At 71.7% G+C, this 24,655-nt stretch carries 22 protein-coding genes; 16 read left to right on the top strand and 6 right to left on the bottom strand.

What is annotated here, in order from left to right; translation table 11 throughout:
• Positions 1-259: 259 nt before the first annotated feature.
• The 6 genes from P2424_RS27855 to P2424_RS27830 all read left to right on the top strand — a co-directional run bounded on the left by P2424_RS27855 (position 260) and on the right by P2424_RS27830 (position 4,776).
• A complete protein-coding gene (locus tag P2424_RS27855) occupies positions 260-616 on the top strand; it encodes a cupin domain-containing protein (protein ID WP_276478428.1) in 357 nt (118 codons plus the stop codon).
• 254 nt (positions 617-870) lie between these two features.
• Positions 871-2,808, top strand: coding sequence for an ATP-binding protein (locus P2424_RS27850; protein WP_276478427.1), 1,938 nt, complete (start codon positions 871-873; stop codon positions 2,806-2,808).
• Positions 2,809-2,822: 14 nt separating this feature from the next.
• Complete coding sequence (locus P2424_RS27845; protein ID WP_276478426.1) at positions 2,823-3,242, top strand: roadblock/LC7 domain-containing protein; 420 nt, start codon at positions 2,823-2,825, stop codon at positions 3,240-3,242.
• Positions 3,239-3,640 carry a DUF742 domain-containing protein gene (locus P2424_RS27840; protein ID WP_276478425.1) on the top strand — a complete coding sequence of 134 codons (402 nt, stop codon included), beginning with the start codon at positions 3,239-3,241 and terminating at the stop codon, positions 3,638-3,640. The genes P2424_RS27845 and P2424_RS27840 overlap by 4 nt, the downstream gene beginning before the upstream one ends.
• Positions 3,618-4,229, top strand: coding sequence for an ATP/GTP-binding protein (locus P2424_RS27835; protein WP_276478424.1), 612 nt, complete (start codon positions 3,618-3,620; stop codon positions 4,227-4,229). Before P2424_RS27840 ends, P2424_RS27835 begins: the two co-directional genes overlap by 23 nt.
• Positions 4,210-4,776: a GAF domain-containing protein gene (locus P2424_RS27830; protein ID WP_276478423.1), complete on the top strand. Its 567-nt coding sequence runs from the start codon at positions 4,210-4,212 to the stop codon at positions 4,774-4,776. Before P2424_RS27835 ends, P2424_RS27830 begins: the two co-directional genes overlap by 20 nt.
• Before the next feature lie 85 nt (positions 4,777-4,861).
• Here P2424_RS27830 and argS read toward each other — a convergent pair whose 3' ends face one another.
• Positions 4,862-6,631: an arginine--tRNA ligase gene (gene argS / locus P2424_RS27825; RefSeq protein ID WP_276478422.1), complete on the bottom strand. Its 1,770-nt coding sequence runs from the start codon at positions 6,629-6,631 to the stop codon at positions 4,862-4,864.
• A gap of 137 nt (positions 6,632-6,768) precedes the next feature.
• Between argS and lysS the strand changes: the two genes are divergently transcribed.
• A complete protein-coding gene (lysS, locus tag P2424_RS27820; RefSeq protein ID WP_276478421.1) occupies positions 6,769-8,526 on the top strand; it encodes a lysine--tRNA ligase in 1,758 nt (585 codons plus the stop codon).
• Between the two features lie 45 nt (positions 8,527-8,571).
• Here lysS and P2424_RS27815 read toward each other — a convergent pair whose 3' ends face one another.
• From P2424_RS27815 to P2424_RS27805, 3 genes are all read right to left on the bottom strand, one after another.
• The gene (locus P2424_RS27815) at positions 8,572-10,077 is read right to left on the bottom strand and encodes a DUF2637 domain-containing protein (protein ID WP_276479159.1); all 1,506 of its coding nucleotides are present in this window, start codon (positions 10,075-10,077) and stop codon (positions 8,572-8,574) included.
• A gap of 129 nt (positions 10,078-10,206) precedes the next feature.
• On the bottom strand, positions 10,207-10,878 hold the full coding sequence (locus P2424_RS27810) for a DUF3558 domain-containing protein (protein ID WP_276478420.1): 672 nt from the start codon (positions 10,876-10,878) through the stop codon (positions 10,207-10,209).
• Positions 10,879-11,119: 241 nt separating this feature from the next.
• Entirely contained in the window at positions 11,120-12,034 is a 915-nt protein-coding gene (locus P2424_RS27805; RefSeq protein ID WP_276478419.1) for a hypothetical protein, read from the bottom strand.
• A gap of 403 nt (positions 12,035-12,437) precedes the next feature.
• Between P2424_RS27805 and P2424_RS27800 the strand changes: the two genes are divergently transcribed.
• On the top strand, positions 12,438-14,234 hold the full coding sequence (locus tag P2424_RS27800; RefSeq protein WP_276478418.1) for a BCCT family transporter: 1,797 nt from the start codon (positions 12,438-12,440) through the stop codon (positions 14,232-14,234).
• Positions 14,235-14,392: 158 nt separating this feature from the next.
• On the opposite strand, the gene P2424_RS27795 is transcribed toward P2424_RS27800, so the two are convergent.
• On the bottom strand, positions 14,393-15,118 hold the full coding sequence (locus tag P2424_RS27795; protein WP_276478417.1) for a hypothetical protein: 726 nt from the start codon (positions 15,116-15,118) through the stop codon (positions 14,393-14,395).
• 126 nt (positions 15,119-15,244) lie between these two features.
• On the opposite strand from P2424_RS27795, the gene hemL reads away from it, so the two are divergent.
• From hemL to P2424_RS27760, 7 genes are all read left to right on the top strand, one after another.
• Positions 15,245-16,600 carry a glutamate-1-semialdehyde 2,1-aminomutase gene (gene hemL, locus P2424_RS27790; RefSeq protein WP_276478416.1) on the top strand — a complete coding sequence of 452 codons (1,356 nt, stop codon included), beginning with the start codon at positions 15,245-15,247 and terminating at the stop codon, positions 16,598-16,600.
• A complete protein-coding gene (locus tag P2424_RS27785; RefSeq protein ID WP_276478415.1) occupies positions 16,597-17,331 on the top strand; it encodes a histidine phosphatase family protein in 735 nt (244 codons plus the stop codon). Before hemL ends, P2424_RS27785 begins: the two co-directional genes overlap by 4 nt.
• A gap of 117 nt (positions 17,332-17,448) precedes the next feature.
• The gene (locus P2424_RS27780; RefSeq protein WP_276478414.1) at positions 17,449-18,051 is read left to right on the top strand and encodes a TlpA disulfide reductase family protein; all 603 of its coding nucleotides are present in this window, start codon (positions 17,449-17,451) and stop codon (positions 18,049-18,051) included.
• A gap of 7 nt (positions 18,052-18,058) precedes the next feature.
• Positions 18,059-18,829 (top strand): cytochrome c biogenesis protein CcdA, encoded by a 771-nt coding sequence (locus P2424_RS27775; RefSeq protein WP_276478413.1) that lies wholly within the window; start codon positions 18,059-18,061, stop codon positions 18,827-18,829.
• Positions 18,830-18,832: 3 nt separating this feature from the next.
• Positions 18,833-20,683, top strand: coding sequence for a cytochrome c biogenesis protein ResB (locus P2424_RS27770; protein ID WP_276478412.1), 1,851 nt, complete (start codon positions 18,833-18,835; stop codon positions 20,681-20,683).
• Positions 20,680-21,795: a c-type cytochrome biogenesis protein CcsB gene (gene ccsB / locus P2424_RS27765; protein ID WP_276478411.1), complete on the top strand. Its 1,116-nt coding sequence runs from the start codon at positions 20,680-20,682 to the stop codon at positions 21,793-21,795. The genes P2424_RS27770 and ccsB overlap by 4 nt, the downstream gene beginning before the upstream one ends.
• Before the next feature lie 37 nt (positions 21,796-21,832).
• Complete coding sequence (locus P2424_RS27760; RefSeq protein ID WP_276478410.1) at positions 21,833-22,396, top strand: hypothetical protein; 564 nt, start codon at positions 21,833-21,835, stop codon at positions 22,394-22,396.
• Positions 22,397-22,528: 132 nt separating this feature from the next.
• Here the strand turns inward: P2424_RS27760 and P2424_RS27755 are convergent, their stop codons facing one another.
• Positions 22,529-22,954, bottom strand: coding sequence for a PLD nuclease N-terminal domain-containing protein (locus tag P2424_RS27755; RefSeq protein ID WP_276478409.1), 426 nt, complete (start codon positions 22,952-22,954; stop codon positions 22,529-22,531).
• A 146-nt stretch (positions 22,955-23,100) separates the two neighbouring features.
• On the opposite strand from P2424_RS27755, the gene P2424_RS27750 reads away from it, so the two are divergent.
• Complete coding sequence (locus P2424_RS27750) at positions 23,101-24,552, top strand: menaquinone biosynthesis decarboxylase (protein WP_276478408.1); 1,452 nt, start codon at positions 23,101-23,103, stop codon at positions 24,550-24,552.
• The last annotated feature ends 103 nt before the right edge of the window (positions 24,553-24,655 follow it).

Genomic DNA, 24,655 nt, shown 5'->3' with positions numbered 1-24,655 from the left:
CCGCACGACGGATGGCGCCTTTCCGTGTTGTGGGTGAGGTGAACGGGCGTTTCCGTTGTGACCGGGGCGAGGGATCACTTACGCTCGTCCCGCTTCACCTGACCCGGTACCGGAGCATGTGCCCCCGGTGCCACCGCAGTTGACGTCATGTCATTGCACTGTGCTGGGCGGCTGACCCCGCGCGACCTCGACGGCGTACCTCTCCCGTCTCGCGAGTCCCCTGCATCGCAGCGCCATCGCAGAGAATGAGGAGCACACCATGACGACCCTCGAACGCCCCGACTTCCACGTGGCCGGCACCGAGGTGCTCGCACGTATCGACCCCGTCGAGCTGTACCCGGGGGTGACGGCCCACGTGCTCGACTGGACCAGCCCCGCCGACGGTTCGGACCCGCTGCCGCGCGAAGCGTATGTGCGCTTCGCGCCCGGTTCCGGCTACACCGAGCCGGACCACCACGGGGACACCAGCGAGATCGTGGTCGTCGTCGAGGGTGAACTGCAGGACGAGGCGGGCAGCTACCCCGTCGGCAGCCGGATCCGCGGGGCGCAGGGTTCCACCCACACACCGCGCAGCGAGCAGGGCTGCCTGCTCTACGTGTACTTCCCGCAGCGCTGAGCGTGCCGCCTGCCGTTCGCCGCTTGCGCCGCGCCACGCCGCGGCGCAAGCGGCTCCCGGGCGGGCGGTGCGCACGGCGTCCAGGGCAGGGGGAGGGCGCCAGCCCCTGCGAGATGTGTGGCAGTTGTGACGACGGTTCCCATCTCACCACTACTGCGCGATAGTGGCGGGACTCGTCGGCCCAGCGCCGAGAATAAGCGTTCTCCACCGCGCGGAAGCCCCCTTCCGCCCGACCGAACCGCTTGAGGGAATCGATGCCAGGACCTCCAAGTTCCCCGACGCACACGCTGCGGGACGTCCCCGCCGCCGCGGGCGGCACGGGGGAGGCGGTACTGCGCCGCCGCATGGTGCGGCTGGCGTACGCGCCCGCGCTCGCCGTGGCACTCGCGGCCGCCGGGGCGATGGCGTATCTGTGGTTCGCCCGGGACCCGGACGACGCCACCACCGTGGACACCGGCTTCGGTGACGCGGCCACCCCGGGCGTGCTCGGTGCCGCGCTGCTGATCGCCGTCGCCGCACTGGCCTTCGGCGTCCGGAGCGCGTCCGCCCAGGCGCGCACCACACTCGACCAGTACGCGGCACTGCGCCGCGGGGCCGAACACAGCCGGTTCCAGATCCAGGACCTGCTGCGCAAGCTGGAGGCGGGCGAGCCGCCGAGCTCACCCGCCTCCGGGCACCCACCCCCGGCACTGCCGGGCAGCGCGGGAGTGCTCGGCTCCCTCGCCCAGGAACTGGCCCTCGCCCAGCGCTCGGCGGAGGCGGCCGTGGCCCAGGCGGCGGCCCTGCCCCGGCGGAACCGGGCCGAGAGCGCCGAGAGCGCCGGTGCCGGTGAGGGCGGACAGCGGCTCCAGGCCGCGGACCGGGTCACCGTGTTCGTCAACCTCTCCCGTCGCCTCCAGTCGCTGCTGCACCGCGAGATCAAGGTGCTGGACGAGCTGGAGAACCAGGTGGAGGACCCGGAGATCCTCAAGAGCGTCTTCCAGGTCGACCATCTGGCCACCCGCATCCGCCGCTACGCGGAGAATCTGGCGGTGCTGGGCGGAGCCGTCTCCCGAAGGCAGTGGACCAAGCCCGTCCGGCTCAGCGAGATCATGCGCTCCTCCGCGGCCGAGGTGGAGCACTATCTGCGCATCAAACTGGTCCCGCCGATCGAGGGCACCGTGCGCGGGCAGGCGGTGGCCGACGTCATCCATCTGCTCGCCGAACTGGTGGAGAACGCCACCGTCTACTCCGCGCCGCAGACCCAGGTGCTGCTGCGCGCCAGCCACGTCACCGCCGGCCTCGCCATCGAGGTCGAGGACCGGGGCCTGGGGATGACCGGCGACGAACAGCGGCGGATGAACGCCCTGCTGGCGGACCCCGAGGACGTCGACGTCGCGGCGCTGCTGACGGACGGCCGGATCGGGCTGTACGTGGTCGGAACCCTGGCCCGGCGGCACGGTATCGCCGTGGAGCTGCGCGGCAACATCTACGGCGGCATCCAGGCCGTCCTCGTGCTGCCCCACTCCATGCTCGGCGACCGGGAGGGAGGCCAGCAGCACGGCTCCGCGCCCGCCGCCCCGCCCGCCGATCCGGGAGCCGCCTCCCACGCCGCACCGGGCGTAGTGGCCCCGGGAAGCACGATGGCCCCACAAGGTACGGCCGCACCGGTCGAGCCCGCCCCCGTCGAGCCCGCCCCGGCCGAGGGGCTTCCGGACCGCACCGTCCCTCGGCGTGCCTCCGCACCCGAGCCCACGCTGCGGCTGCAACGCGGCCGCCATGCCGCCCCCTCGCCCCCGGCCCCCGCACCGCCCCCGGAACCGCCCCCGCGTCCGCATCCGACGCCACCACCCGGCACGTCCCCCGACGGCGCCTCCGCTCCCCGCCGTACGCCCGTGAACGGGGCCGCGGGGCCCATCTCGGCGTCCCCCGCCGGACCGGCAGCGGGGCAGCCGCAGGAACCCGCGGGGGGACGGCCCCCGCTCCCGCTCCGGCGGAAGCAGCAGCACATCGTTCCCGAACTGCGGGACACCGCGGCGACACCGTCCGGGGCGACCGGAGGCAGAGGCGAAGCGGAACCCGTGCACAACCCCGGGCTCATGGCTGCTTTCCAGCGCGGGGTGGGCCGCGCCGACGCCCAGGACCGCGACCGGCCGTCGTCGTCGCCACCACCGCCACCGTCCCCGTACGACGGCGACAGCCGGTTCCCCTAGGAGGAAGAGCGAACATGATGAGCGACGCACCCACCCGGCAGCCTGCGGCGGACCTGTCCTGGCTGCTGACCGGGCTCGTGGAGCGGGTACCGCATGCCCGCAGCGCCCTCCTCCTGTCGTCGGACGGACTGGTGAAGGCCGCCCACGGGCTGGAGCCGGACACCGCGGACCACATGGCCGCGCTGGCCTCGGGGCTGTACTCGCTGGGCCGCAGCGCGGGGGTGCGGTTCGCCGACGGTGACGGCGTCCGTCAGATCGTCGTCGAGCTCGACACCTCGCTGCTGTTCGTCACCACCGCGGGACAGGGCGCCTGCCTGGCCGTGTTCGCCGGCAGCGAGGCGGACGCCGGAGTGCTGGGCTACGAGATGGCCATGCTGGTCAAGAGCGTCCGCCCGTATCTGGCCACCCCCGTGCGGCAGTCCAGCGACACATGACGGCACCCCCGGGCCCGCTCGGGCCGGGCTCCGACGAGCCGTGGCTCGACGACGACGCGGGCCGACTGGTCCGCCCGTACACCGTCAGCGAGGGGCGCACCAAGCCCTCGGCGACGCTGGATCTGCTGACCCTGGTGCGGGCCACCGGGGTGCGGCCGGACGGCTATCTGGGTCCGGAACACACCGAGGTGCTCCGGCTGTGCCGCGGGCCGGTGTCCGTCGCGGAGATCGCCGCGAACATCCGGCAGCCCGCTGCCGTCACCAAGGTGGTGCTGTCCGATCTGGTGGACTGCGGCGCCGTGGCAACCCGGGGACCCGTGCATCTGCAGGAGGGCCCCGCCCCGAACGACCGAGAACTGCTGGAGGCGGTGCTGGATGGGCTCCGTAGAAGACTCTGACCCCTCACCGGCCGCGTCCGATTCCTTTCCGACCGCGGTGAAGATCATCGTGGCCGGGGGGTTCGGGGTCGGCAAGACGACCTTCGTGGGAGCCGTCAGCGAGATCGAGCCGCTGAGCACCGAGGAGCTGCTGACACAGGTGAGCGCGGCCACGGACAGCCTGGAGGGAGTCGAGCAGAAGTCCACCACGACGGTCGCGATGGACTTCGGCAGGATCTCCTTCGAGACCGGCCATGTGCTGTATCTCTTCGGCACGCCGGGCCAGGACCGGTTCTGGTTCATGTGGGACGAACTGTCCGCCGGGGCGCTGGGCGCGGTGGTACTCGCCGACACCCGGCGGCTGGAGCACTGCTTCCCCGCCGTGGACTACTTCGAACGGCGCGGTATCCGGTTCGTGCTGGCCGTCAACGAGTTCGACGGCACCTACCGTTACACCCCCGACGAGGTGCGGGCCGCGATCGACCTCGACGAGGGCGTACCGGTGATGCTGTGCGACGCGCGGGAGCCCGGCTCCGCGACCGGGGTTCTCATCTCTCTCATCCAGCACCTGATCGACCCGAGGAGCGCGCATGTCGTCCACCCGGTTTGACCTGACGGCCCGGCTGCTGCTGACTCCGCAGGACGCGGAGGGCCCGGCGCGGGCGGCCCGGCTCAAGGAGCTGGGCATCGGCGAGGAGCCGATACCGGAGCTCGACGCGTACGCTCACGAGCTGGCCCGGATCACCGACGCACCGGTGACGGCGGTCAACCTGATCGACGAGCGCCGCCAGTACTTCGCCGGGCTCTACGACGCGTCCGTGGACCCGGCCAAGGGGCCGGTGGACCCCGGCGGCGGCTTCGGCCGGGTGATGCCGAACGATCTCGGCTACTGCGTGCACGTCATCGCGCGGCGTACCGCGCTGGCGCTGGAGGACGTCCGGGACTTCGCGCGGTTCGCGGTCAACGCCGTGGTGGACGAGGCGGGCGTCACCTCCTACCTGGGGGCGCCGCTGTTCGACCCCAGGACGGGTATGCCGCTGGGCACGGTCTGCGCCGTCGACCAGCGGCCCCGCCAGTGGGGGCAGCAGGGGCTGCGCACCGTCAAGGCGATGGCCGCCGAGGTGCAGCAGGAGATCGTGCGCCGCGACCGGTTCTGAGCCGCCCGCGCAGGCAGGGGCCCCCTCCCCGCAAGGGGCCCGCTCCCGGACCGGCTTGTCCGAGTCGCCCGCGCGGCCCCGGCCCTCAGAGCCGCTCGGGCGTGCGGATGCCCAGCAGCGCCAGCCCCTGGTGCAGCACCTCGGCCGTCACATCGCACAGGAACAGGCGGTTCTCGGACTGCTGCCGGGCCTCAGGATTGAGGACCAGGCAGTTCTCGAAGAACCGGCTGTAGAGCGTGGCGAGTTCGTACAGGTACGCCGTCAGCTTGTGCGGCGCGTACTCGTCGGCCGCCGTCACCAGCGTGTCCGCGAACGCGTCCAGATGCAGGGCCAGCGCCCGCTCGGCCGGGGCCGGCTCCAGCTCCGGGTGCGGTACGGGGCGCAGCTCGCCCGCCCTGCGGAAGATGGAGCGGACCCGCGCGTAGGCGTACTGGAGATAGACGCTGGTGTCGCCCTGGAGCGAGACCATCCGGTCCAGGTCGAAGACGTAGTCGCGGGTCATCGAGTTGGACAGGTCGGCGTACTTGACCGCGCCGATCCCGACCTGCTTGGCGCGGGCCCGGATCTCGTCCTCGGAGACTCCTTCGTCGGCCTTCTCGCGTACGACGGCCGCGGCGCGGTCGACGGCCTCGTCCAGCAGGTCCACCAGCCGCACCGTCTCGCCCTCCCGGGTCTTGAACGGCTTGCCGTCCTTGCCCAGGACCGTCCCGAACGGTAGCTGCCGGGCCGCGCCCTCGGGCAGCCAGCCCGCGCGCCGCGCCGTCTCGAAGACCATCCGGAAGTGCAGCGACTGCCGCGCGTCCACGACGTACAGCAGGGTGTCGGCCTTGAGCTCGCCGACGCGGTTGCGGATGGCGGCCAGGTCGGTGGCGGCGTAGCCGAAGCCGCCGTTGGACTTCTGCACGATCAGCGGCGTGGGGGTGCCGTCGGGCCCCTTGACGTCCTCGAAGAACACGCACAGCGCGCCCTCGGAGCGCACCGCGACGCCGGACTCCTCCAGCTCCTTGACGACGTCCTGGAGCGCGTCGTTGTAGGCGCTCTCGCCGACGATGTCCGCGTCCCGGATCTCCACGTCGAGTTCGTCGTAGACGCCTTGGAAGTACGTCTTCGACTCGTCGACGATCTTGTGCCAGAGGGCCAGCGTGTCCGGGTCGCCGCTCTGCAGCGCCGGAACCCGGTCCCGGGCACGCGCCTTGAACGCCTCGTCGGAGTCGAAGAGCGCGCGCGAGGACTTGTAGAGCCGGTTGAGCCGGGCCATCGCGGCCTCGCCCGCGTCCTTGGCGCCCGCCGTGTCCGACGCGTGGTCCAGCTCGTGCGGGTGCTCGATCAGGTACTGGATGAGCATGCCGAAGTTGGTGCCCCAGTCGCCGATGTGGTGGCGCCTGACCACCTTCTCGCCGCGGTGTTCCAGCAGCTGCACCACCGCGTCGCCGATCACCGTCGAGCGCAGGTGCCCGACGTGCATCTCCTTGGCCACGTTCGGCTGCGAGTAGTCGATCACCGTCGTGCCGGGGGCGTCCTTGTACGGCACGCCCAGCCGCGGGTCCTGCCGCCGCGCCGCGAGGTTGTCCATGATCGCCTCGTCGGCGACGGTGATGTTGAGGAAGCCGGGCCCCGAGACCTCGATGGACGCGATCTCGTCGTTGGCCGGCACCGCCTCGGCGACCTTGGCCGCCAGCTCCCGCGGATTCCCCTTGAGCTGCTTGGCCAGCGCCAGCATCCCGTTGGCCTGGAAGTCCGCCCGGTCGCTGCGTCGCAGCAGCGGGTCGGCGGAGGCGGCCTCCGGCAGTGCAGCCGAGAGGGCGTCCGAGACGCGCTGATGGACCGTTGCGGCGAGGGAGGGGACCGTAGCCATGGAGTGCTGACCGTTCCGTCGGGGTGGCTGGAATCCGGGCCAGTATCCCACGGGCGCACGGGGGAGCGCCGCCGCATTCCGGGGTGGGACAATGGGCCCGCAGGATCGAGGAGCGCAACGAGAAGGAAGTGCCGGACGTGGCTCAGACCCACCATGAGGCCGACTGGGTCTCCCGTATCGCCGATGAGGTCATCGCCGAGGCGGAGCGCCGCGCCTCGGGGAAAACGGGCTCCGACGGCGGCACCCCGAAGATCGTCTGTGCTTCCGGGCTGAGCCCCTCGGGGCCGATCCACCTGGGCAACCTGCGCGAGGTGATGGTGCCGCACCTGGTCGCCGACGAGGTCAAGCGCCGGGGAGTGCCCTGCGAGCACATCCTCTCCTGGGACGACTACGACCGCTTCCGCAAGGTCCCGGCCGGGGTCGAGGGCGTGGACGCCTCGTGGGAAGAGCACATCGGCCGCCCGCTGACCGCCGTCCCCGCGCCGTCCGGCAGCCCGTACGCGAGCTGGGCCGAGCACTTCAGGGCCGCCATGGAGGCGGCCCTGCTGGAGCTGGGCGTGGAGTACCGCGGCATCAGCCAGACCGCGCAGTACACCTCGGGCGCCTACCGCGAGCAGATCCTCTTCGCGATGCGCGAGCGTGCCCGCATCGACGCCGTGCTCGACCGCTACCGGACGCTGGAGAAGGGCGCGAAGGGCGGCAAGAAGCAGCAGAAGCCCGCGGACGCCGCCGAGGTGGAGGCCGCCGAGGGTTCGGGCGCGGCCGCCGAGGACGACGGCTCGGGCGCCGGAGCCGGCGCGTACTACCCGTACAAGCCCTACTGCACCGTCTGCGGCCGCGATCTGACCACCGTCACCGGCTATGACGACGAGACGACCGCGCTGTCCTACACCTGCCGGTGCGGGCACGGCGAGACGGTCGAGCTGTCCACCTTCGACCACGGCAAGCTGGTCTGGAAGGTGGACTGGCCGATGCGCTGGGCGTACGAGGGCGTCGTCTTCGAGCCGTCCGGCGTCGACCACCAGTCGCCCGGCTCGTCGTTCGTCGTCGGCGGGCAGCTCGTGCGGGAGATCTTCGACGGCGAGCAGCCCATCGGCCCGATGTACGCGTTCGTGGGCATCAGCGGCATGGCGAAGATGTCGTCCTCGAAGGGCGGTGTGCCCACTCCGGCCGACGCGTTGCAGATCATGGAGGCCCCGCTGCTGCGCTGGCTGTACGCGCGGCGCAAGCCGAACCAGTCCTTCAAGGTCGCCTTCGACCAGGAGATCCAGCGCACCTACGACGAGTGGGACGCGCTCGGCCGCAAGATCGCCGACGGCTCGGCCCAGCCCGCCGACCTGGCGGCGCACACCCGCGCCTCGTCCACCGCGCTGGGCCCGCTGACCCTCACCCCGCGCCCGCTGCCGTACCGCACGCTGGCCTCCGTCACCGACATCACCGGCGGCCACGAGGAGCAGACACTGCGCATCCTCAGCGAGCTCGATCCGCAGCACCCGGTGCACGCGCTGGAGGAGGTGCGTCCGCGGCTGGATCGCGCGCACCGCTGGATCACCACCCAGGTCCCGGCCGACCAGCGCACCCGCGTCCGCGAGGAGCCGGATACGGCGCTGCTTGCGGAGCTGGACGAGGAGCAGCGCGAGTCGCTGCGGCTGCTGCTGGACGGACTGGACGAGCACTGGTCGCTGGAGGGCCTGACCTCGCTGGTGTACGGCGTGCCCAAGGTGCGCGCCGGATTCGCGCCGGACGCGAAGCCCACCCCGGAGATGAAGGTGGCCCAGCGCGGTTTCTTCGCACTGCTCTACCGGCTGCTCGTGGGCCGCGAGACGGGTCCGCGGCTGCCCACCCTGCTGCTGGCCGTGGGCGCCGACCGGGTGCGCAAGCTGCTGGGGGCCTGACACCTGCCGGGGCCGGACCCGGGCCCGGCAGGAGACCGGTCGGGTTCAGCCGGCGAGGCCCATCTCGGTGTTGTAGCGCTCCTTGAACTCCCGCAGATAGCCGCCGAGGTAGGTCTCGCCCAGCAGGGTGCCCTCGGCGGTGGTGACCCCGTGCCCCTCGTAGAGGGCGCGGGAGAGCTGGCGTGCGGTGGGGCGGTTGCCGTGCGCGGCGACGTACTGGCGGTAGACCGCGAAGTAGAACTCGTCGCGTGGCACCCCGTCGGGGATGCCGACGGGTTCGCTCCCGGCGTCCGCGTCGTCCAGGACCGGTTCCGCCGGGAGCGCTTCTTCGGGGGCGGGCGGCTCCGTCGGGTCCGGCGCGGGCTCGGGTTCCGGGGGGACGGGGGCGGGCTCGACGAAGAGTTCCTGCTGCGCGCGGACGGGCTGCGGGGTGGAGAGTGTGCGGTAGCGGCCGGGTGCCACGGGGACGGGGAACTCCGGTGCCGGGAACTCCTGTGCCTGCGGAGCGGGTTCCGCCGGGGGCGCGGGTTCCGGTTCGGGTCCGGCGGCGGGCCGCTGTTCGTTTCCGGTGGCGGGCTGCGCCTGCTGGGCGGCCCCGGGCGCCGGGAGACGGCCCGGCTCCGCCGGGGTCCCGGTGCCCGGCGCGGGTTCCGCTTCCGGCCGGGATTCGGCCTGCGAAGGGGGTTCGGGCTGGGCTGCGGGGGTCGGCTCGGCTGTGGGGGCGGCCGCCGGGGAAGGTGCCGGAGCGTGCTCGTGGGCCGGCTCGGTGTCCGCTCCGGGCGCGGGCGGACGGGCGGCCCCGTGGCCCGCGCCGTCGGTCGCGCCCCGCCCGACGGCGGTGTCCAACCGCGCGGACGGCATCGGCTCCGGCTCCGGGAGCGCGCTGGCCTGGGGCGCCGTGCGGTGCAGCGGGATGCCGTAGCGGGTGAGTTTGAGGGGCATGAGTGCTTCGACGGGTGCTTTGCGGCGCCAGGAGCGGCCGTAGCGGGCGCGTAGCCGGGTCTCGTAGATGAGCCGGTCCTGTTCCATGCGGATGACGTCGTCGTAGTGGCGCAGTTCCCACAGCTTCATCCGGCGCCAGAGGAGGAAGGTGGAGGGGAAGGCGAGCAGCCAGCGGGAGAGGCGGACGCCTTCCATGTGTTTGTCGGCGGTGAGGGCGGCGACGCGGCCGGCGGCGTGCCGGGCGGCTTCGACGGTGACCACGAAGAGGACGGGGATGACCGCGTGCATGCCCACGCCGAGTGGGTCGGGCCAGGCGGCGGCGCCGTTGAAGGCGATGGTGGCGGCCGTCAGCAGCCAGGCGGTCTGGCGCAGCAGCGGGAAGGGGATGCGGATCCAGGTCAGTAGCAGGTCCAGCGCGAGCAGCACGACGATGCCCGCGTCCACCCCGATGGGGAAGAACGGCGCGAACGCGCCGAAACCTTTCCGCTCGGCCAGGTCACGCACCGCCGCGTAGGAGCCCGCGAAGCCGATCGCCGCGATCACCACCGCACCGGCGACCACGACGGCGATCAGTATGCGGTGTATTCGGGTCAGTTGTACGCCCTGCACTGGAATTGTCCCCACCCTCGGAAACTGGCGGGCCCAGCCTGGCACATGTGGGGGGCCGGAGAGCGCGCGGAGCCCGGCCCCCCGGACGGAGGGCCGGGCTCCGGTGCGGCGGCGCTCACTCGGGGGCGGTCACCCGATGTGCTCGACCGCCGCCTTCGCCGCCTTCTCGGCGCGCTTCTTCACCTCGTCGGCGTCGGGCTTCTTGGCGTCCTCGAACCCGGCGCCCTCGTAGTCGACGGTGATCACGACGTTGGCGGTGCGGGTCACCAGGCGCTCGGCGCGGTAGTCGGCCGACTTGCCCTTGGCGTCCTTCTTCTCCGTCTCGTAGACGACCGAGACCGCCTGGTCGCCGATGCCGGAGGTGTCGGACTTCTTCAGGTCCTTGTTGTCCTTGCTGCCGGTCTTCTCCTCGACCTGCTGCTTGAGATAGTCCGCGGCGCGCTTGTCGCCGGAGCCGATCGCCGGGTCGGAGTCGAAGCGCTTGAAGGAGAGCGTGAGCTGGCTGTAGTCGTACTTGTCCAGGCCGCTCCACAGGCAGCTGTTGGAGTCGTCGGCGTCTCCGGAGCCCACGCGCTTGCCCGAGGCGTCCTCGGTGCCGGGCACCAGGTCCTTCGCGGCCTTCTTGTCGAAGGTCTTGCAGGAGTCGGGCAGCTTCTTGTGCTTCGCGGGCGCCACGGTGGGGGACTTGCTCGCGGAGGCAGAGGGGGTGTCGGACCCGTTGTCCTTGTCGGAGTCCGAGGAGCAGCCGACCACCAGCAGGACGGGGAGCGCCGCCGCGGCGCAGGCGACTGCGTTCCGCACGGTCCTGCTCCGTCGAGGGGCGTTGCGCGGGGCGTTTCGGTGCATGGTTCCTTCGCTTCCGGGGTCTTCACCAGTTGTGCCGAGCCGGGAGTGGCCACGGTGCTGTCGGAACGGTACGCGGCGCCCGGCGCGGTGCGGGCGTTTCACGGCACTTCCGCAGCGTGTGACTGCCCACAGGTGGCACGGGCCACAGTGCGGAGCGCTGTCGCGGGGTCCGCGGTGCCGCCTCCGCCGCGGCGGATCAGTCCTCCTCGAACCGCCCGGCGAGCTGCTCGGCGAGCTCGCGTGTCTTCTTCTGGAGTTCGTGGCTGTCGGGGATCCGGTGCTTGTCGGTCACCCACTGGTCGTACTCGACGGTGGCGATCACGTTGCCCGTCCGGAAGACCAGGGTGATGTCCCGGTGCAGTCCGGAGTCGGCGGTGTGGAGTGCGTCGTCGAGATAGGCGGCGTCGCCGATGTCCTGAAGGGTGCGGGGTGCCACGTCCTCCTCCGGGGTGGAGGGGCTCTCGGCGGGGGCCTTGTCCGGGTCCGCCGAGCTGTCCGGGTCGCCGCCTCCGGTGCTCTTCCCGCCGTCTCCGGCGGTGGGGGAGGCGTGCCCGTCGGGTGTCTCGCCGGCCGGGCTGCCGGAAGTGGAGCCCGGTGCGCCGCTGATCCCGGCCTCGCGTGCCTTCTCGCCGTAGAGCCGCTCTGCCTGCTGGTTGTCGCTGATCGAGGGGTCGTAGGAGACCACCCGCTCGAACTGCACGGACAGGTGGCGGGTGCCGAGTGTGGTGGCGCTCTTCCAGCGGCAGCCCACACTGCGGTCGGTGTCGTAGGTGGCGCTGGCCTCGCCCTCCAGGGGGTCGGGTCCGGTGCTGGGCGCCGCCGTGTTCTCCTCGCCGCCCTCGTCCTCGGCCGCCGCGGCGCCGGGGAGCATGTCCCGCAGGTGGCTCACGCCGACCGTGCCGCACGGTTCGGGGAGGCTGTCGTACTTGCCGGGGGCCGCGGCCGAGGGGGAGGCGGAGGCGCCGCCGGACTTGCCGTCCTTGTCGTCCTCGCCTCCGGAGGAGCCGGTGCAGCCTGCGACCGTGCCGGCGAGCGCGAGGACCAGCGCGGCACTGGTCGCGGACGACGCGAGTCCCGCGCGCGTCGCATACCTCTTTGCCCTCCGCGGCACGGCTGGCCTCCTCGTTCGGGGTTGTCTTCCGGGCTCGGGGATGTCGTCCGGGTCCGGGATTCGTCCGGGGCTGTCGTCCGGGTCGTCCGGTTCGGGGTGCGCCTGTGCGGGGCGTTCCGCCGACGGGGTGACGGCACATGTCTATCGCACCTGCCGCTCGGACGTCCGGTTGTCCGGCCCCTATGGCGCGGGAAGTCGGTCTTTTTCCTTTTGCGGCTTTTCCGGTCCGCAGGCGCGGCTGCTCGCCCGGCCCGGTGCGGCGTGCGGTCAACATCCCCCGAAATAGGCGGTGTTGACTGGTGCATCGGGCCCGTTGCGGGCATCTGATCAGACTACTTTGGGCCGCGTCGGGTAGCGGCCCTGCGAATCCATCGGAGGTTCGGCGGAAGGACAACGGGCAGACGTGGAGCAGCAGACGCAGGAGGCGACCGCCTCCCACGGGGGACCGACCGGGCGGCCGCGTACCGACCGGCTCGTGTTCGGTGTCACAGCGGTACTCACGCTCGCCTTCGTCGTCTGGGGAGCGGTCGGCACGGATTCACTCGCCGACGTTTCGCAGAAGATGCTGAGCGGCACGATGCACAACGGCGGCTGGGCCTTCGTGCTCGCCGCCACCGGTTTCGTGATCTTCTCGCTGTGGTTGGCGTTCAGCCGCTACGGCAGGATCACCCTGGGCAAAGAGGGGGAGGAGCCCGAGTTCAGAACGGTCTCCTGGGTCGCGATGATGTTCAGCGCGGGCATGGGGATCGGGCTGATGTTCTACGGGGTGAGCGAGCCGCTGAGCCACTTCGGCACCGCTCCGCCCGGTACGCATCCGGCCAACGACGCGGAGCGCATGGAGACCTCGCTGGCCACCACGCTCTTCCACTGGACGCTGCACCCGTGGGCGATCTACGCGGTCGTGGGGCTGGCCATCGCCTACAGCTGCTTCCGCCGGGGCAGGCGGCAGACGATCAGCGCGGTCTTCACCCCGCTGATCGGCGAGAAGGCGGCCAACGGCGGCTTCGGCAAGGTCATCGACATTCTGGCGATCTTCGCCACGCTCTTCGGCTCGGCCGCCTCGCTGGGGCTGGGCGCCCTGCAGATCGGCAGCGGAATGGAGGAGGTCGGCTGGGCGGAGAAGGTCGGTACCGGTGTGCTGGTCTCCATCATCGCCGTGCTGACGGTGGCCTTCGTGGCCTCCGCCGTCTCCGGCGTGGAGAAGGGCATCCAGTGGCTCTCCAACATCAACATGGTGCTGGCGGGGCTGCTCGTGCTCTTCCTCTTCGTGGCCGGCCCCACCATCCTGATGCTCAACCTGGTACCGACCTCGCTCGGCGGCTTCGTCGGCGACCTGCCGCAACTGGTCGGCCGCACCGACGCCAGCAGCGGCGAGGGCGTGGCGGGCTGGCTCTCCAACTGGACGGTCTTCTACTGGGCCTGGTGGATCTCCTGGACGCCGTTCGTCGGCATGTTCATCGCCCGGATCAGCCGCGGCCGCACCATCCGGCAGTTCGTCGGCGGGGTGATCCTGGTGCCCAGCGTCGTGAGCCTGGTCTGGTTCGCGATCTTCGGCGGTACGGCCATGAAGCTCCAGTCCGGCGGCGTCGACCTGGCCGGTGCCGACTCCCAGGAGGCGCAGCTCTTCGGCGTGCTGCGGGAGTACCCGATCGCCGGTGTCACCAGCCTCGTCGTGATGATCCTGGTCGGCATCTTCTTCGTCTCCGGGGCCGACGCCGCCTCGATCGTGATGGGCACCCTCTCGCAGAAGGGGACGATGGAGCCCAGCCGGACCGTGGTCATCGTCTGGGGTGTGCTGACCGGAGCCGTCGGCGCGGTCATGCTGATGATCGGCGGCGGCGGTGACGAGGCGCTGGAAGGGCTGAAGAACCTGACCATCCTGGTCGCGGTCCCCTTCACGCTGGTGATGGTCGGCCTGTGTGTGGCGCTGACCAAGGACCTGCGCCGGGACCCGGTCATCATCCGCAGCGAGCGCGGCGAGGAGGCCGTCGGCAGCGCCGTCGTCGCGGGGCACGAGCAGTACGGCGGCGACTTCGAGTTCCGGATCGGCCCGGTCGACCCCGGGGCGCCCAAGCCGGCGGCCGAGACCCTGGACGCGGAGGTCGCCCGGGCCGTGAGCGAATCGGAACCGGCCGATGCCGGTGAGCGGAGCGGCGGCGACGGCGAGCAGGCCGGGAGAAGCGCGGGGAACCGGGACTGATCCCGGCCCGCGCACCGCGGGCCCGTCCTGCCTCCCGTGTCCCGCCGCCGGTCAGCCGGTGGCGGGACGCCGGGCCAGAGCGTGCCCCGCGGGATGCCGGGGGCCTGCGAGGTTCCGGTGCCCCGCGGGATGCCGGAGTTCTGCGGGACGCCCGGCGGTCAGGGCCACACCAGGCAGTACGCCTGATGCCCCGCCTCGTGCAGCCGGTCGGAGAAATCCTGCCAGCGGTGCAGGAGCTGGTAGACGTTGAAGGCGTCCTGCGGGCCCGCCCGGTCGGGGACCGTGGACCAGATGAAGGCGGCCGCGCCCACCGTCTCCTCGCCGATGCCGCGGAGCGGGTCCACGACCGTCATCGGGAGCTTGACGACCGCGTAGTCCGGGTGCAGGACGACGAGTTCCAGCGGGGGCACCCGGTGCAGCGGTATCCCCTCGATCCCCGTCAGCACCATGGCCGCCATCGTCTCGGGCTTGATCTTGGTGAACATGCCCTGGCCCAGCTCGTCCCCGCCCAGTTCCTCGGGTCGCATCGAGATGGGTACGCGTGCGGCCGTGGCACCGTCCGGTGCCCCGAAGTACTTGTAGGTCACCCCCACTCGGCCGCCACCCCTGCTGCTCCTGGTCTTCGCCGTACTCCCGATACCCGCGAGGCCGCCGCCGTGCACCGTGCCGCTGTCGCTGGTGGTGCTGCCGGTGGCGCCGCCCGCCGTTCCGCCCTCGGACGGTGCGCCGCCGCCTGCCGTTCCCCCGTCCACCGCACCGCTGTTCGCGCCGCCGCCCGCCGCGGTTCCGTCCTCGGCCGTGGCGCGCCTGTGGCGCCCCTGGGCCCGCTCCGGGCCGGTCTCCGAGTGGCCGGGCTCCTCTCCCAGTCCGCCACCGCGATGCATGTCACCACCCGACTGCTCATCCGGGCCGCACAGCCGTCCCCGTGCGGCCCGATCATCGTGTCAGAGACCTCCCCGTCCCGGGGAGCGTGAAACGCCCCCGGTCCTCGGCACGGGGGCTCTGACACCATGGCTTTCGTGACTTACTCCTACAGCGCCCCAGTATCGCAGTCGCTCTTCGACCGCGCCGCCGCCGTGACACCAGGAGGCGTGAACTCTCCGGTCCGCGCGTTCCGCGGCGTGGGTGGAACGCCCCGGTTCATGGTGTCCGGTTCCGGTCCCTACCTGACGGACGCGGACGGCAGGGAGTACGTCGACCTGGTCTGCTCCTGGGGGCCGATGATCCTCGGCCACGCGCACCCCGAGGTGACGGAGGCGGTGCGCAAGGCCGTGGAGCGCGGCACCTCCTTCGGCACGCCCGTCGAGGACGAGGTGGCGCTCGCCGAGGAGATCGTGCACCGGATCGACCCCGTCGAGCAGGTGCGGCTGGTCTCCTCGGGCACCGAGGCGACCATGTCCGCGATCCGGCTGGCGCGCGGGTTCACCGGCCGCTCCAAGGTCGTCAAGTTCGCCGGGTGCTACCACGGGCACGTCGACTCGCTGCTCGCCGCGGCCGGGTCCGGAGTCGCCACCCTGGGCCTGCCTGACACCCCGGGCGTCACCGGGGCGCAGGCCGGCGACACGATCGTGCTGCCGTACAACGACCTGGACGCGGTCCGCGAGGCGTTCGCCGCCCACCCCCGGGAGATCGCCTGCGTGATCACCGAGGCGTCGCCCGGCAACATGGGCATCGTCCCGCCGCTGCCGGCGGCCGACGGGCGGCCCTCCTTCAACCAGGGGCTCGCCGACCTGTGCCGCGCCGACGGCGCGCTGTTCGTCTCCGACGAGGTGATGACCGGCTTCCGCGCCTCGCCGCACGGCTGGTACGGCCTCGACGGCGTCACACCCGATCTGATGACGTTCGGCAAGGTGATGGGCGGTGGCTTCCCGACGGCCGCGTTCGGCGGGCGCAAGGACGTGATGGACCACCTGGCCCCCGCCGGCCCCGTCTACCAGGCGGGCACGCTGTCCGGGAACCCGGTCGCCACCGCGGCCGGACTGGCCCAGTTGCGGCTGCTGGCCGCCGACGGCTTCGCCGCGCACGGCGTGCTGGACGCCGCGTCCCGGCAGGTGCGGCAGCTCGCCACCGAGGCGCTGACCAAGGAGGGCGTCGCGCACACCGTGCAGACGGCGGGCAGCATGTTCTCCGTCTTCTTCGGCGACTTCGGCGACACGGGCGTCACCGACTACGCGGCGGCCAAGCGGCAGGAGTCCTTCCGCTTCACCGCGTTCTTCCACTCGATGCTCGCCCAGGGCGTCTACCTGCCGCCCTCCGGATTCGAGGCGTGGTTCCTCTCCGCGGCGCACGACGAGCGTGCGCTGGAGCGGGTGGCCGACGCGCTGCCCGCCGCCGCCCGCGCCGCTTCCGAGGCGGTGCCCGCATGAGCGAGCGCCTGGACGGCGCGGCCCCCGCGGCCGGCGCCGACGACAAGACCGTCACCGTCGTGCATGTGATGCGACACGGCGAGGTCGACAACCCCGAGGGCATCCTCTACGGGCGACTGGCCGGATACCACCTCTCCGACCTGGGCCGCCGGATGGCCGACCGGGTCGCCGAACACCTGGAGGGGCGCGACATCACCCACGTGCTCGCCTCCCCGCTGGAGCGCGCCCAGGAGACCGCGGCCCCGATCGCCAAGGCCCACGGACTCGACATCGGCACCGACGAGCGGCTGATCGAGGCGGGGAACGTCTTCCAGGGCAAGACCTTCGGCGTGGGCGACGGCGCGCTGCGCAAGCCGGAGAACTGGCGCCATCTGCGCAACCCCTTCCGGCCCTCCTGGGGCGAGCCGTATCTGGACCAGGTCGTCCGGATGCGGAGCGCGATCGAGCACGCCAAGGACGCGGCCCGCGGCCACGAGGCCGTCTGCGTCAGCCATCAGCTGCCGATCTGGATCCTGCGCAGCTTCGTCGAGCACCGCAGGCTCTGGCACGACCCGCGGCGCCGCCAGTGCACCCTCGCCTCGCTGACGAGCTTCACCTTCCTCGGGGACCGCATCGTCTCGGTCGGCTACTCCGAGCCGGCCCGCGATCTGGTGCCCGCGCATCTGCGGGCGGGAGCCAAGCGGCCCAAGGGCGCGGCCAAGGGCGCGCAGGGCCGGGGCGCGGGCGCCTGAGCCCGCCGCCGGGTAGGCGGCGGCCGGGCGGGCCGCCCGACCTGCGCGGGGGTCGGGCCCGCGGGGCCGGCAGGGGGGCGGGGAAGATCCCTCATACGCTCATGCGAAACTTTTCACATGAGCCAGATCCGCGCCTCCCGCCGCCGCACCGTCCTGCTGGCCGCCGGGATCGCCGCCGGTGCGCTGCTGCTGTCCGCCTGCGGCGAGGAGCAGACGGGTTCCTCCTCGGGCGACACCAAGTTCGTCCAGGGGACGGGCGAGATCACCAAGGTCCCGAAGTCCCGGCGCTCCGCCGTTCCCGACCTGGCGGGGCCCTCCGTCGACGGGAAGAAGCTGAAGCTCTCCGACTTCAAGGGCAAGGTCATCGTGCTGAACGTGTGGGGCTCCTGGTGCAGCCCCTGCCGGGCGGAGGCACCCAACCTCGCCAAGGTCGCCCGCGACACCGAGGACCAGGGCGTCCAGTTCGTCGGCATCAACACCCGCGACCTGGACAAGGCCAACGCCAAGGCGTTCGAGCGGAACTACGACATCGACTACCCGAGCTTCTACGACCCCAGCGGCAAGCTCATCCTCAAGTTCCCCAAGAACACCCTCTCCCCGCAGGCCATCCCCTCCACCCTGATCCTCGACAAGGACGGCAAGGTCGCGGTGCGGGCCCTGAAGGAACTGAGCGAGAAGGAGCTGCGCTCCGCGCTCGACCCCCTGATCGACGCGAAGTGACCGCCTCATGATCTCCCTCGCGGCCACCGGAATGAACGGCACCGTCTACGGCGGCGCCCTGCTGCTGGCCCTGCCCGTCGCGCTGCTGGGCGGACTGGTCTCGTTCTTCTCCCCCTGCGTTCTGCCGCTGGTTCCCGGCTATCTCTCCTACGTCACCGGGGTCAGCGGCACCGACCTGGCCGAAGCGCGGCGCGGCCGGATGTTCCTGGGCGCGGGGCTGTTCGTGCTCGGCTTCACTGCCGTCTTCGTCTCCGGCGGCGCCCTCTTCGGCGGTTTCGGCGCCACGCTCCAGGAGCACCGCATCCTCATCTCGCGAGTGCTGGGCGGGCTGACAATCGTGCTCGGGCTCGCCTTCATGGGCGCCCTCGGCCCGCTGACCCGCTTCACCCAGCGGGAGGTGCGGATCCACAAGCGGCCCGCGATCGGGCTGGCGGGAGCGCCGATGCTGGGGGTGCTCTTCGGTATCGGCTGGACGCCGTGCATCGGGCCCACGCTCGCCGCTGTCCTCACGCTCTCCTCGAACCAGGCCAGCGCCGGGCGCGGTGCGCTGCTGACGGTGGCCTACTGCCTGGGCCTGGGGGTGCCGTTCGTCGTCGCCGCGCTCGCCTTCCGCCGTGCGCTGGGTGCGTTCGGCTGGGTGAAGCAGCACTACGCGTGGGTGATGCGGATCGGCGGCGGGATGCTCGTCGCCGTCGGCGTGCTGCTCGTCACAGGCATCTGGGACCGGATCGTCTACGAGATCACGATCTGGTCGTCCGACTTCACGGTGGGGATCTGATCCATGAGCACAACCGGTACCGGCAAGGGGGCCGCCGACGCGGCGGCCGACGAGGCCGGTGAGGCGACGGAGTCGGCCGAGGCGCGCGGCAGCGCGGGCGCGGCAGCCGAGTCCGGGGCCGATTCCGGGAGCGAGCGCGCGGCCGCGGCCCAGCTCTCGACCGCGCCCGGCGAGGAGAAGCTGAACGTTCCCTCGCTCGGCCCGCTGGGCTGGCTGCGCTGGTTCTGGCGGCAGCTCACCTCGATGCGGGTGGCGCTGATCCTGCTCTTCCTGCTGTCGCTGGGCGCCATACCGGGCTCGATCGTCCCGCAGACGCCCGTCGACGCGCTCAAGGTCGAGCAGTTCCGCGCCGACCACACCACCCTCGCGCCGCTGTACGACAAGCTGCAGCTCTTCGACGTCTACACGTCGGTCTGGTTCTCGGCGATCTACATCCTGCTGTTCGTCTCGCTGATCGGCTGCATCGTGCCGCGCACCTGGCAGTTCGTCGGCCAGTTGCGCGCCCGGCCGCCGCGCGCCCCGCGCCGGCTGGACCGGATGCCGGTCTACACGACCTGGCGCACCGCGGCGGAGCCGGAGGAGACGCTGGCGGCGGCCCGTTCGCTGCTGCGGCGCAGGCGGTTCCGCACCCACCGGGACGGTTCGGGCGGGGGCGCGGTCGCCTCCGAGAAGGGCTATCTGCGCGAGGTCGGCAACCTCCTGTTCCACATCGCCCTCATCGTGCTGCTGCTGGCCTTCGCCTCGGGGCAGCTGTTCAAGTCCGAGGGGCGCAAGCTGATCGTCCAGGGCGACGGGTTCTCCAACGTCCTCACCCAGTACGACGACTTCCAGTCCGGCTCGCTCTTCAGCGCCGACATGCTCGATCCCTTCGCCTTCCGGCTGAAGAAGTTCCACGCCACCTACGAGGAGAGCGGGCCCAACAAGGGCACCCCGCGTGACTATCGCGCCGACATCGCCATCGCCGAGGGCGCCGACGGCACGGAGCGGGACGCCACCATCAAGGTGAACCATCCGCTGAAGGTCGGCTCGTCCAAGATCTACCTGATCGCCAACGGGTACGCGCCCGTGGTCACCGTCAAGGACGGCAAGGGCAACATCGCCTACCGCGGCCCGGTGCCCTTCCTCCAGCAGGACAACAACCAGACCTCCAGCGGAGTGGTGAAGGTCACCGACTACCTGGACGCGAAGGGCCGCAAGGACCAGCTCGGCTTCCAGGGCTTCTTCGTCCCCGACTTCGAGCCGCGCAGCGGCACCATGTTCTCCCAGTCGCCCGGCCTGAAGAACCCGACGATGTTCCTGACCGCCTACCACGGCAACCTGGGTGTGGACGGCGGACCGGCGCAGAACGTGTACCAGCTGGACACGGACAACATGACCAAGTTCAAGGACAAGGACGGCGGTCCGTTCGCCGAGAAGCTCACCCCCGGCTCCACCATGAAGCTCCCGAACGGTGCGGGGAGCCTCACCTTCGACGGCGTGAAGAAGTGGGCGAACTTCCAGGTCTCCCACCAGGTGGGCAACGGCTGGGCACTGGGCGGGGCGCTCGCCGCCATCGTGGGACTCGCGGGTTCCCTGTTCATCCAGCGCCGCCGGGTGTGGGTGCGGGCCTACGCCGCCGAGGACGGGTGCACGGTCGTCGAGATGGCCGCGCTCGGCCGCAGCGAGTCGGCCCGGCTGCCGGACGAACTCGCCTCGCTGGCCACCGATATGCAAGCCGCGGCCCCCGTCGCGGCCGAGCCCCCTGCCGCGGCCGCCGCGACCGAGGGCGCACCGTCCGCGGAAGCCGCCGCGGACGGCACCGCAGCGCCCGACCCCGCCGATCCTGCTGAAGCCCCCGAAGGAGCAGGCAAGTGAACCTCCTCGCAGCCGAGCCGAACGAGCAGCTCGCGCACGTCAGCAACTATCTGATCTATTCGGCGATGGCCGTCTACGTGCTGGCCTTCTGCGCCTACATCGCCGAATGGACCTTCGGCTCCCGCAGCAAGGTGGGCCGCACGGCCGCCGCGCTGACGTCGAAGACCCCCGCGGACCCGGCCGTTCCCGCTCAGCAGCCCGCCGCCGCGCGGAGCGCGGAGCAGGGTGGCGGTACGGCGGTGCTGGAGAAGCCCGCACCGCCGAAGATCGTGACCCGCTCCAGCAGCGGCCGGCGCGGCGACCTGCCGGACGGCCCCGGGGCCGCGGCGGGCGACGAGCAGGGCGACACCTACGGGCGGATCGCCGTCTCGCTGACGGTGCTCTCCTTCCTGCTGCACTTCGCCGGGGTGCTGACCCGCTCGCTGTCGGTGCAGCGTGCCCCCTGGGGCAACATGTACGAGTTCTCGACCGCCTTCTCGATGGTGGCGGTCGGCGCGTACCTGGCCCTGCTGCTGGCGAAGAAGAACGTCCGCTGGATGGGGCTGCCGCTGGTCACCACCGTCCTGCTGGATTTGGGGCTGGCCGTCACCGTTCTGTACACGGACAGCGACCAACTGGTGCCCGCGCTCCACTCGTACTGGCTGTGGATCCACGTCTCGCTCGCCATCACCTGCGGCGCGCTGCTCTACCTCGGGTTCGTGGGTTCCCTGCTCTATCTGTTCCGGGACGCCTACGAGACGCAGCTGCTGGCCGGCCGCAAGCCCGGCGCCGTGCGGTCCTCGATCATGGAGCGGCTGCCCTCGGCCGCCTCGCTCGACAAGTTCGCCTACCGGATCAACGCGACGGTCTTCCCCTTCTGGACCTTCACCATCGTCGCGGGCGCCATCTGGGCTGGTGACGCCTGGGGCCGCTACTGGGGCTGGGACCCGAAGGAGGTCTGGTCGTTCATCACCTGGGTCGCCTACGCTTGCTATCTGCACGCGCGCGCCACTGCGGGTTGGAAGGGACGCAAAGCGGCATATCTCGCACTTCTCGCCTTCGCCTGTTTCCTTTTCAACTATTACGGTGTGAATATCTTCTTCAACGGCAAGCACTCGTACGCGGGAATCTGAGGGGCCTGACCCCCGCGTCCGGGGTGAAGGTGGAGCTATGAGCACCGAAGGCCTGGCAGGGACCACCGCGTACGGCATCCCGTACGGCACGGCGCGGAGCGGCCCCGGCGGCGCCGCACACACGGTCGCCTTCGAGCTGGCGTTCCCGCATCCGCTGGAGAGCGTGTGGACGGCCGTCGCCACCCCCGCCGGGCTGCGCGGCTGGCTGGCGGGGGCCGACCCCTTCGAACCCGGTCCCGGCGGCGCGGTGACCCTGCACTGGTGGAACGGGGAGCCCGCCGCGGGCGCCGACGGCCCGCAGGAGCTGGCCACCCCCGGCCGGATCACCGCCTGGTCGCGGCGCCGCCTGGCGGAGTACACCGTCGACGCGCGCGGCTCCTTCGGCTTCACGCTGCGCGGTTCCGTCGACGACGACCACACCCGGGTCCGGTTCCGCAACGACTTCACCGCCGACGCCGGGCGGCTCCACGAGGTCCTCGCCCGGTGGCACGAGCACTTCGAACTGCTCCAGAACGAGCTGCGCGGACAGCCGACGGACTGGGCGGCCCGCACGGCGGAGCGCTTCACGGCCCTCCGGGACGACTACGCGCGGCGCTGCTAGCGCGGCGCGCCGAGGCGCCCGTCGGCGGGACTCGCGTCCACGCGCGCTGTCCGGATCATGCGCGCCCCCGGAAGTGACGCACCCCCGGAAGGGACCGCGCGGGACCCTTCGGGAAGGACCGGGCCCGTCCGGTCAGCTGTCGTCGCGGTCCTTGCGGTGGGGCAGCTCGTCCTCGTCACGCGGGGACTCCCGGCGCTGCTCCGGGGCGGGGTCCGCAGCCGGTTCCGCACCCGGTTCCGGGGCAGGGGGCGTGCCGGAGGAGGAGTCCGGACCGGGCGCCGGGGACTCGTTCAGGGACTTCAGGAAGTCCGGGTTGTCGTCCGGGGCGACCCAGCGCCGCTCGTCGGGACGGGTCGCGCCGTAGGGCGCGTTGCGCCGCGGCCGGCCGACCGCGAACCAGGCCACGGGCCCCAGCAGCACCTGCCCGAACAGCAGGATGATGATGACCCACGCCACCTTCGGCAGCTTGCGGACCTCGTTCTCGGGCGTGTTGAGGCAGTCGATGAACGCGTAGATCCACACGGCCAGGATCAAGAGGAACGGGAGATACCTGAGCACGCGGAACGCCCCCTGGGTGCGAGATGCCGCTTGGACGGATGCGGGGTGCGGGTACCCGCTCGGCGGGTCCCCACGGGCCAAGCGTAATGGCCCCGGCGCGGCCCCCGGCGCTCAGGGCGCGGGCATCGGGGAGGATACTGAGACGTATGGCATACGACGATCTCCGCTCGCTCCTGCGGGCACTGGAGCGTGACCGCGACCTGGTGCGGGTCAAGGCCGAGGTCGATCCCCACCTGGAGGTCGGGGAGCTCGTCGACCGGGTGAACAAGGCGGGCGGACCGGCACTTCTGTTCGAGAACGTCAAGGGCTCCGACATGCCGCTGGCGATGAACGTCTACGGCACCGACCGCCGGCTGCTCAAGGCGCTCGGCCTGGACTCCTACGACGAGATCGGCGCGAAGATCGGCGGCCTGCTCAAGCCCGAGCTGCCGCAGGGCTTCGTCGGCTTCCGGGAGGCGTTCGGGAAGCTCGGCGCGATGACGCACGTCCCGCCGCGGAAGGTGAAGGACGCGCCCGTCCAGGAAGTCGTCCAGCAGGGCGACGAGGTGGACCTGGAGCGGTTGCCCGCGCTGTTCACCTGGCCCGAGGACGGCGGCTCGTTCTTCAACCTGGGCCTCACCCACACCAAGGACCCCGAGACCGGCGTCCGCAACCTGGGGCTCTACCGGCTCCAGCGGCACGACCGACGCACCATCGGGATGCACTGGCAGATCCACAAGGACAGCCGCAACCACTACCAGGTCGCAGCCCGGCGCGGCGAGAAGCTGCCCGTCGCCATCGCCTTCGGCTGCCCGCCCGCCGTGACCTACGCCTCCACGGCCCCGCTCCCCGCGGACATCGACGAGTACCTGCTGGCGGGCTTCCTCCAGGGCAAGCGAGTGGAGATGGTGGACTGCAAGACCGTCCCGCTCCAGGTGCCCGCCGCCGCCGAGGTGGTGCTGGAGGGCTGGCTGGAGCCGGGCGAGCTGCGCCCGGAAGGCCCGTTCGGCGACCACACCGGCTTCTACACGCCGCAGGAGCTCTTCCCCGCGCTGACCATCGACTGCGTCACCACGCGGAAGCGGCCGCTGCTCCAGTCCATCGTGGTGGGCCGCCCGCCGACCGAGGACGGCCCGCTGGGCCGGGCCACGGAGCGGTTCTTCCTGCCGCTGCTGAAGGTCATCGTGCCCGACATCGTCGACTACCACCTGCCCGAGTCGGGCGGCTTCCACAACTGCGCGATCGTGGCCATCGACAAGCGCTATCCCAAGCACGCGCAGAAGGTGATGCACGCCGTCTGGGGCGCGCACATGATGTCGCTGACCAAACTCATCGTCGTGGTCGACAAGGATTGCGACGTGCGGAACCTGCACGAGGTCTCCTGGCGGGCGCTGGGCAACGTGGACTACGCACGCGACCTCACGGTGGCCGAAGGCCCCGTCGACCACCTCGACCACGCCTCCTACCAGCAGTTCTGGGGCGGCAAGGCGGGCATCGACGCGACCCGCAAACTGCCCGAGGAGGGGTACACGCGAGACGGCGGCTGGCCCGAGATGATCGAGTCGGACCCGCGGGTGGCCGACCTCGTCAGCCGCCGCTGGAAGGAGTACGGCCTGTGAGCGGGTCCGGTGCCCGGCCGCCGGCCGGGGAGGCGCGGGCGGCGGCCCGACCGCGTACGGTGCGGCCGACCCGGTGGCGGGCGGCCGCGGGAGCGAGCGAGAG

This window comes from Streptomyces sp. WMMB303 (genome assembly GCF_029351045.1).
Lineage (GTDB): Bacteria > Actinomycetota > Actinomycetes > Streptomycetales > Streptomycetaceae > Streptomyces.
The sequence above is the reverse complement of the archived record's forward strand: the minus strand, read 5'-3'. Positions and strand labels throughout refer to the sequence as shown.

Coding starts and splice junctions, on each gene's coding strand:
- P2424_RS27855 (WP_276478428.1), top strand. CDS start 260: ATGACGACCCTCGAACGCCCCGACTTCCACGTGGCCGGCACCGAGGTG.
- P2424_RS27850 (WP_276478427.1), top strand. CDS start 871: ATGCCAGGACCTCCAAGTTCCCCGACGCACACGCTGCGGGACGTCCCC.
- P2424_RS27845 (WP_276478426.1), top strand. CDS start 2,823: ATGATGAGCGACGCACCCACCCGGCAGCCTGCGGCGGACCTGTCCTGG.
- P2424_RS27840 (WP_276478425.1), top strand. CDS start 3,239: ATGACGGCACCCCCGGGCCCGCTCGGGCCGGGCTCCGACGAGCCGTGG.
- P2424_RS27835 (WP_276478424.1), top strand. CDS start 3,618: ATGGGCTCCGTAGAAGACTCTGACCCCTCACCGGCCGCGTCCGATTCC.
- P2424_RS27830 (WP_276478423.1), top strand. CDS start 4,210: ATGTCGTCCACCCGGTTTGACCTGACGGCCCGGCTGCTGCTGACTCCG.
- argS (WP_276478422.1), bottom strand. CDS start 6,631: ATGGCTACGGTCCCCTCCCTCGCCGCAACGGTCCATCAGCGCGTCTCG.
- P2424_RS27795 (WP_276478417.1), bottom strand. CDS start 15,118: ATGCATCGCGGTGGCGGACTGGGAGAGGAGCCCGGCCACTCGGAGACC.
- hemL (WP_276478416.1), top strand. CDS start 15,245: ATGGCTTTCGTGACTTACTCCTACAGCGCCCCAGTATCGCAGTCGCTC.
- P2424_RS27785 (WP_276478415.1), top strand. CDS start 16,597: ATGAGCGAGCGCCTGGACGGCGCGGCCCCCGCGGCCGGCGCCGACGAC.
- P2424_RS27780 (WP_276478414.1), top strand. CDS start 17,449: ATGAGCCAGATCCGCGCCTCCCGCCGCCGCACCGTCCTGCTGGCCGCC.
- P2424_RS27775 (WP_276478413.1), top strand. CDS start 18,059: ATGATCTCCCTCGCGGCCACCGGAATGAACGGCACCGTCTACGGCGGC.
- P2424_RS27770 (WP_276478412.1), top strand. CDS start 18,833: ATGAGCACAACCGGTACCGGCAAGGGGGCCGCCGACGCGGCGGCCGAC.
- P2424_RS27760 (WP_276478410.1), top strand. CDS start 21,833: ATGAGCACCGAAGGCCTGGCAGGGACCACCGCGTACGGCATCCCGTAC.
- P2424_RS27750 (WP_276478408.1), top strand. CDS start 23,101: ATGGCATACGACGATCTCCGCTCGCTCCTGCGGGCACTGGAGCGTGAC.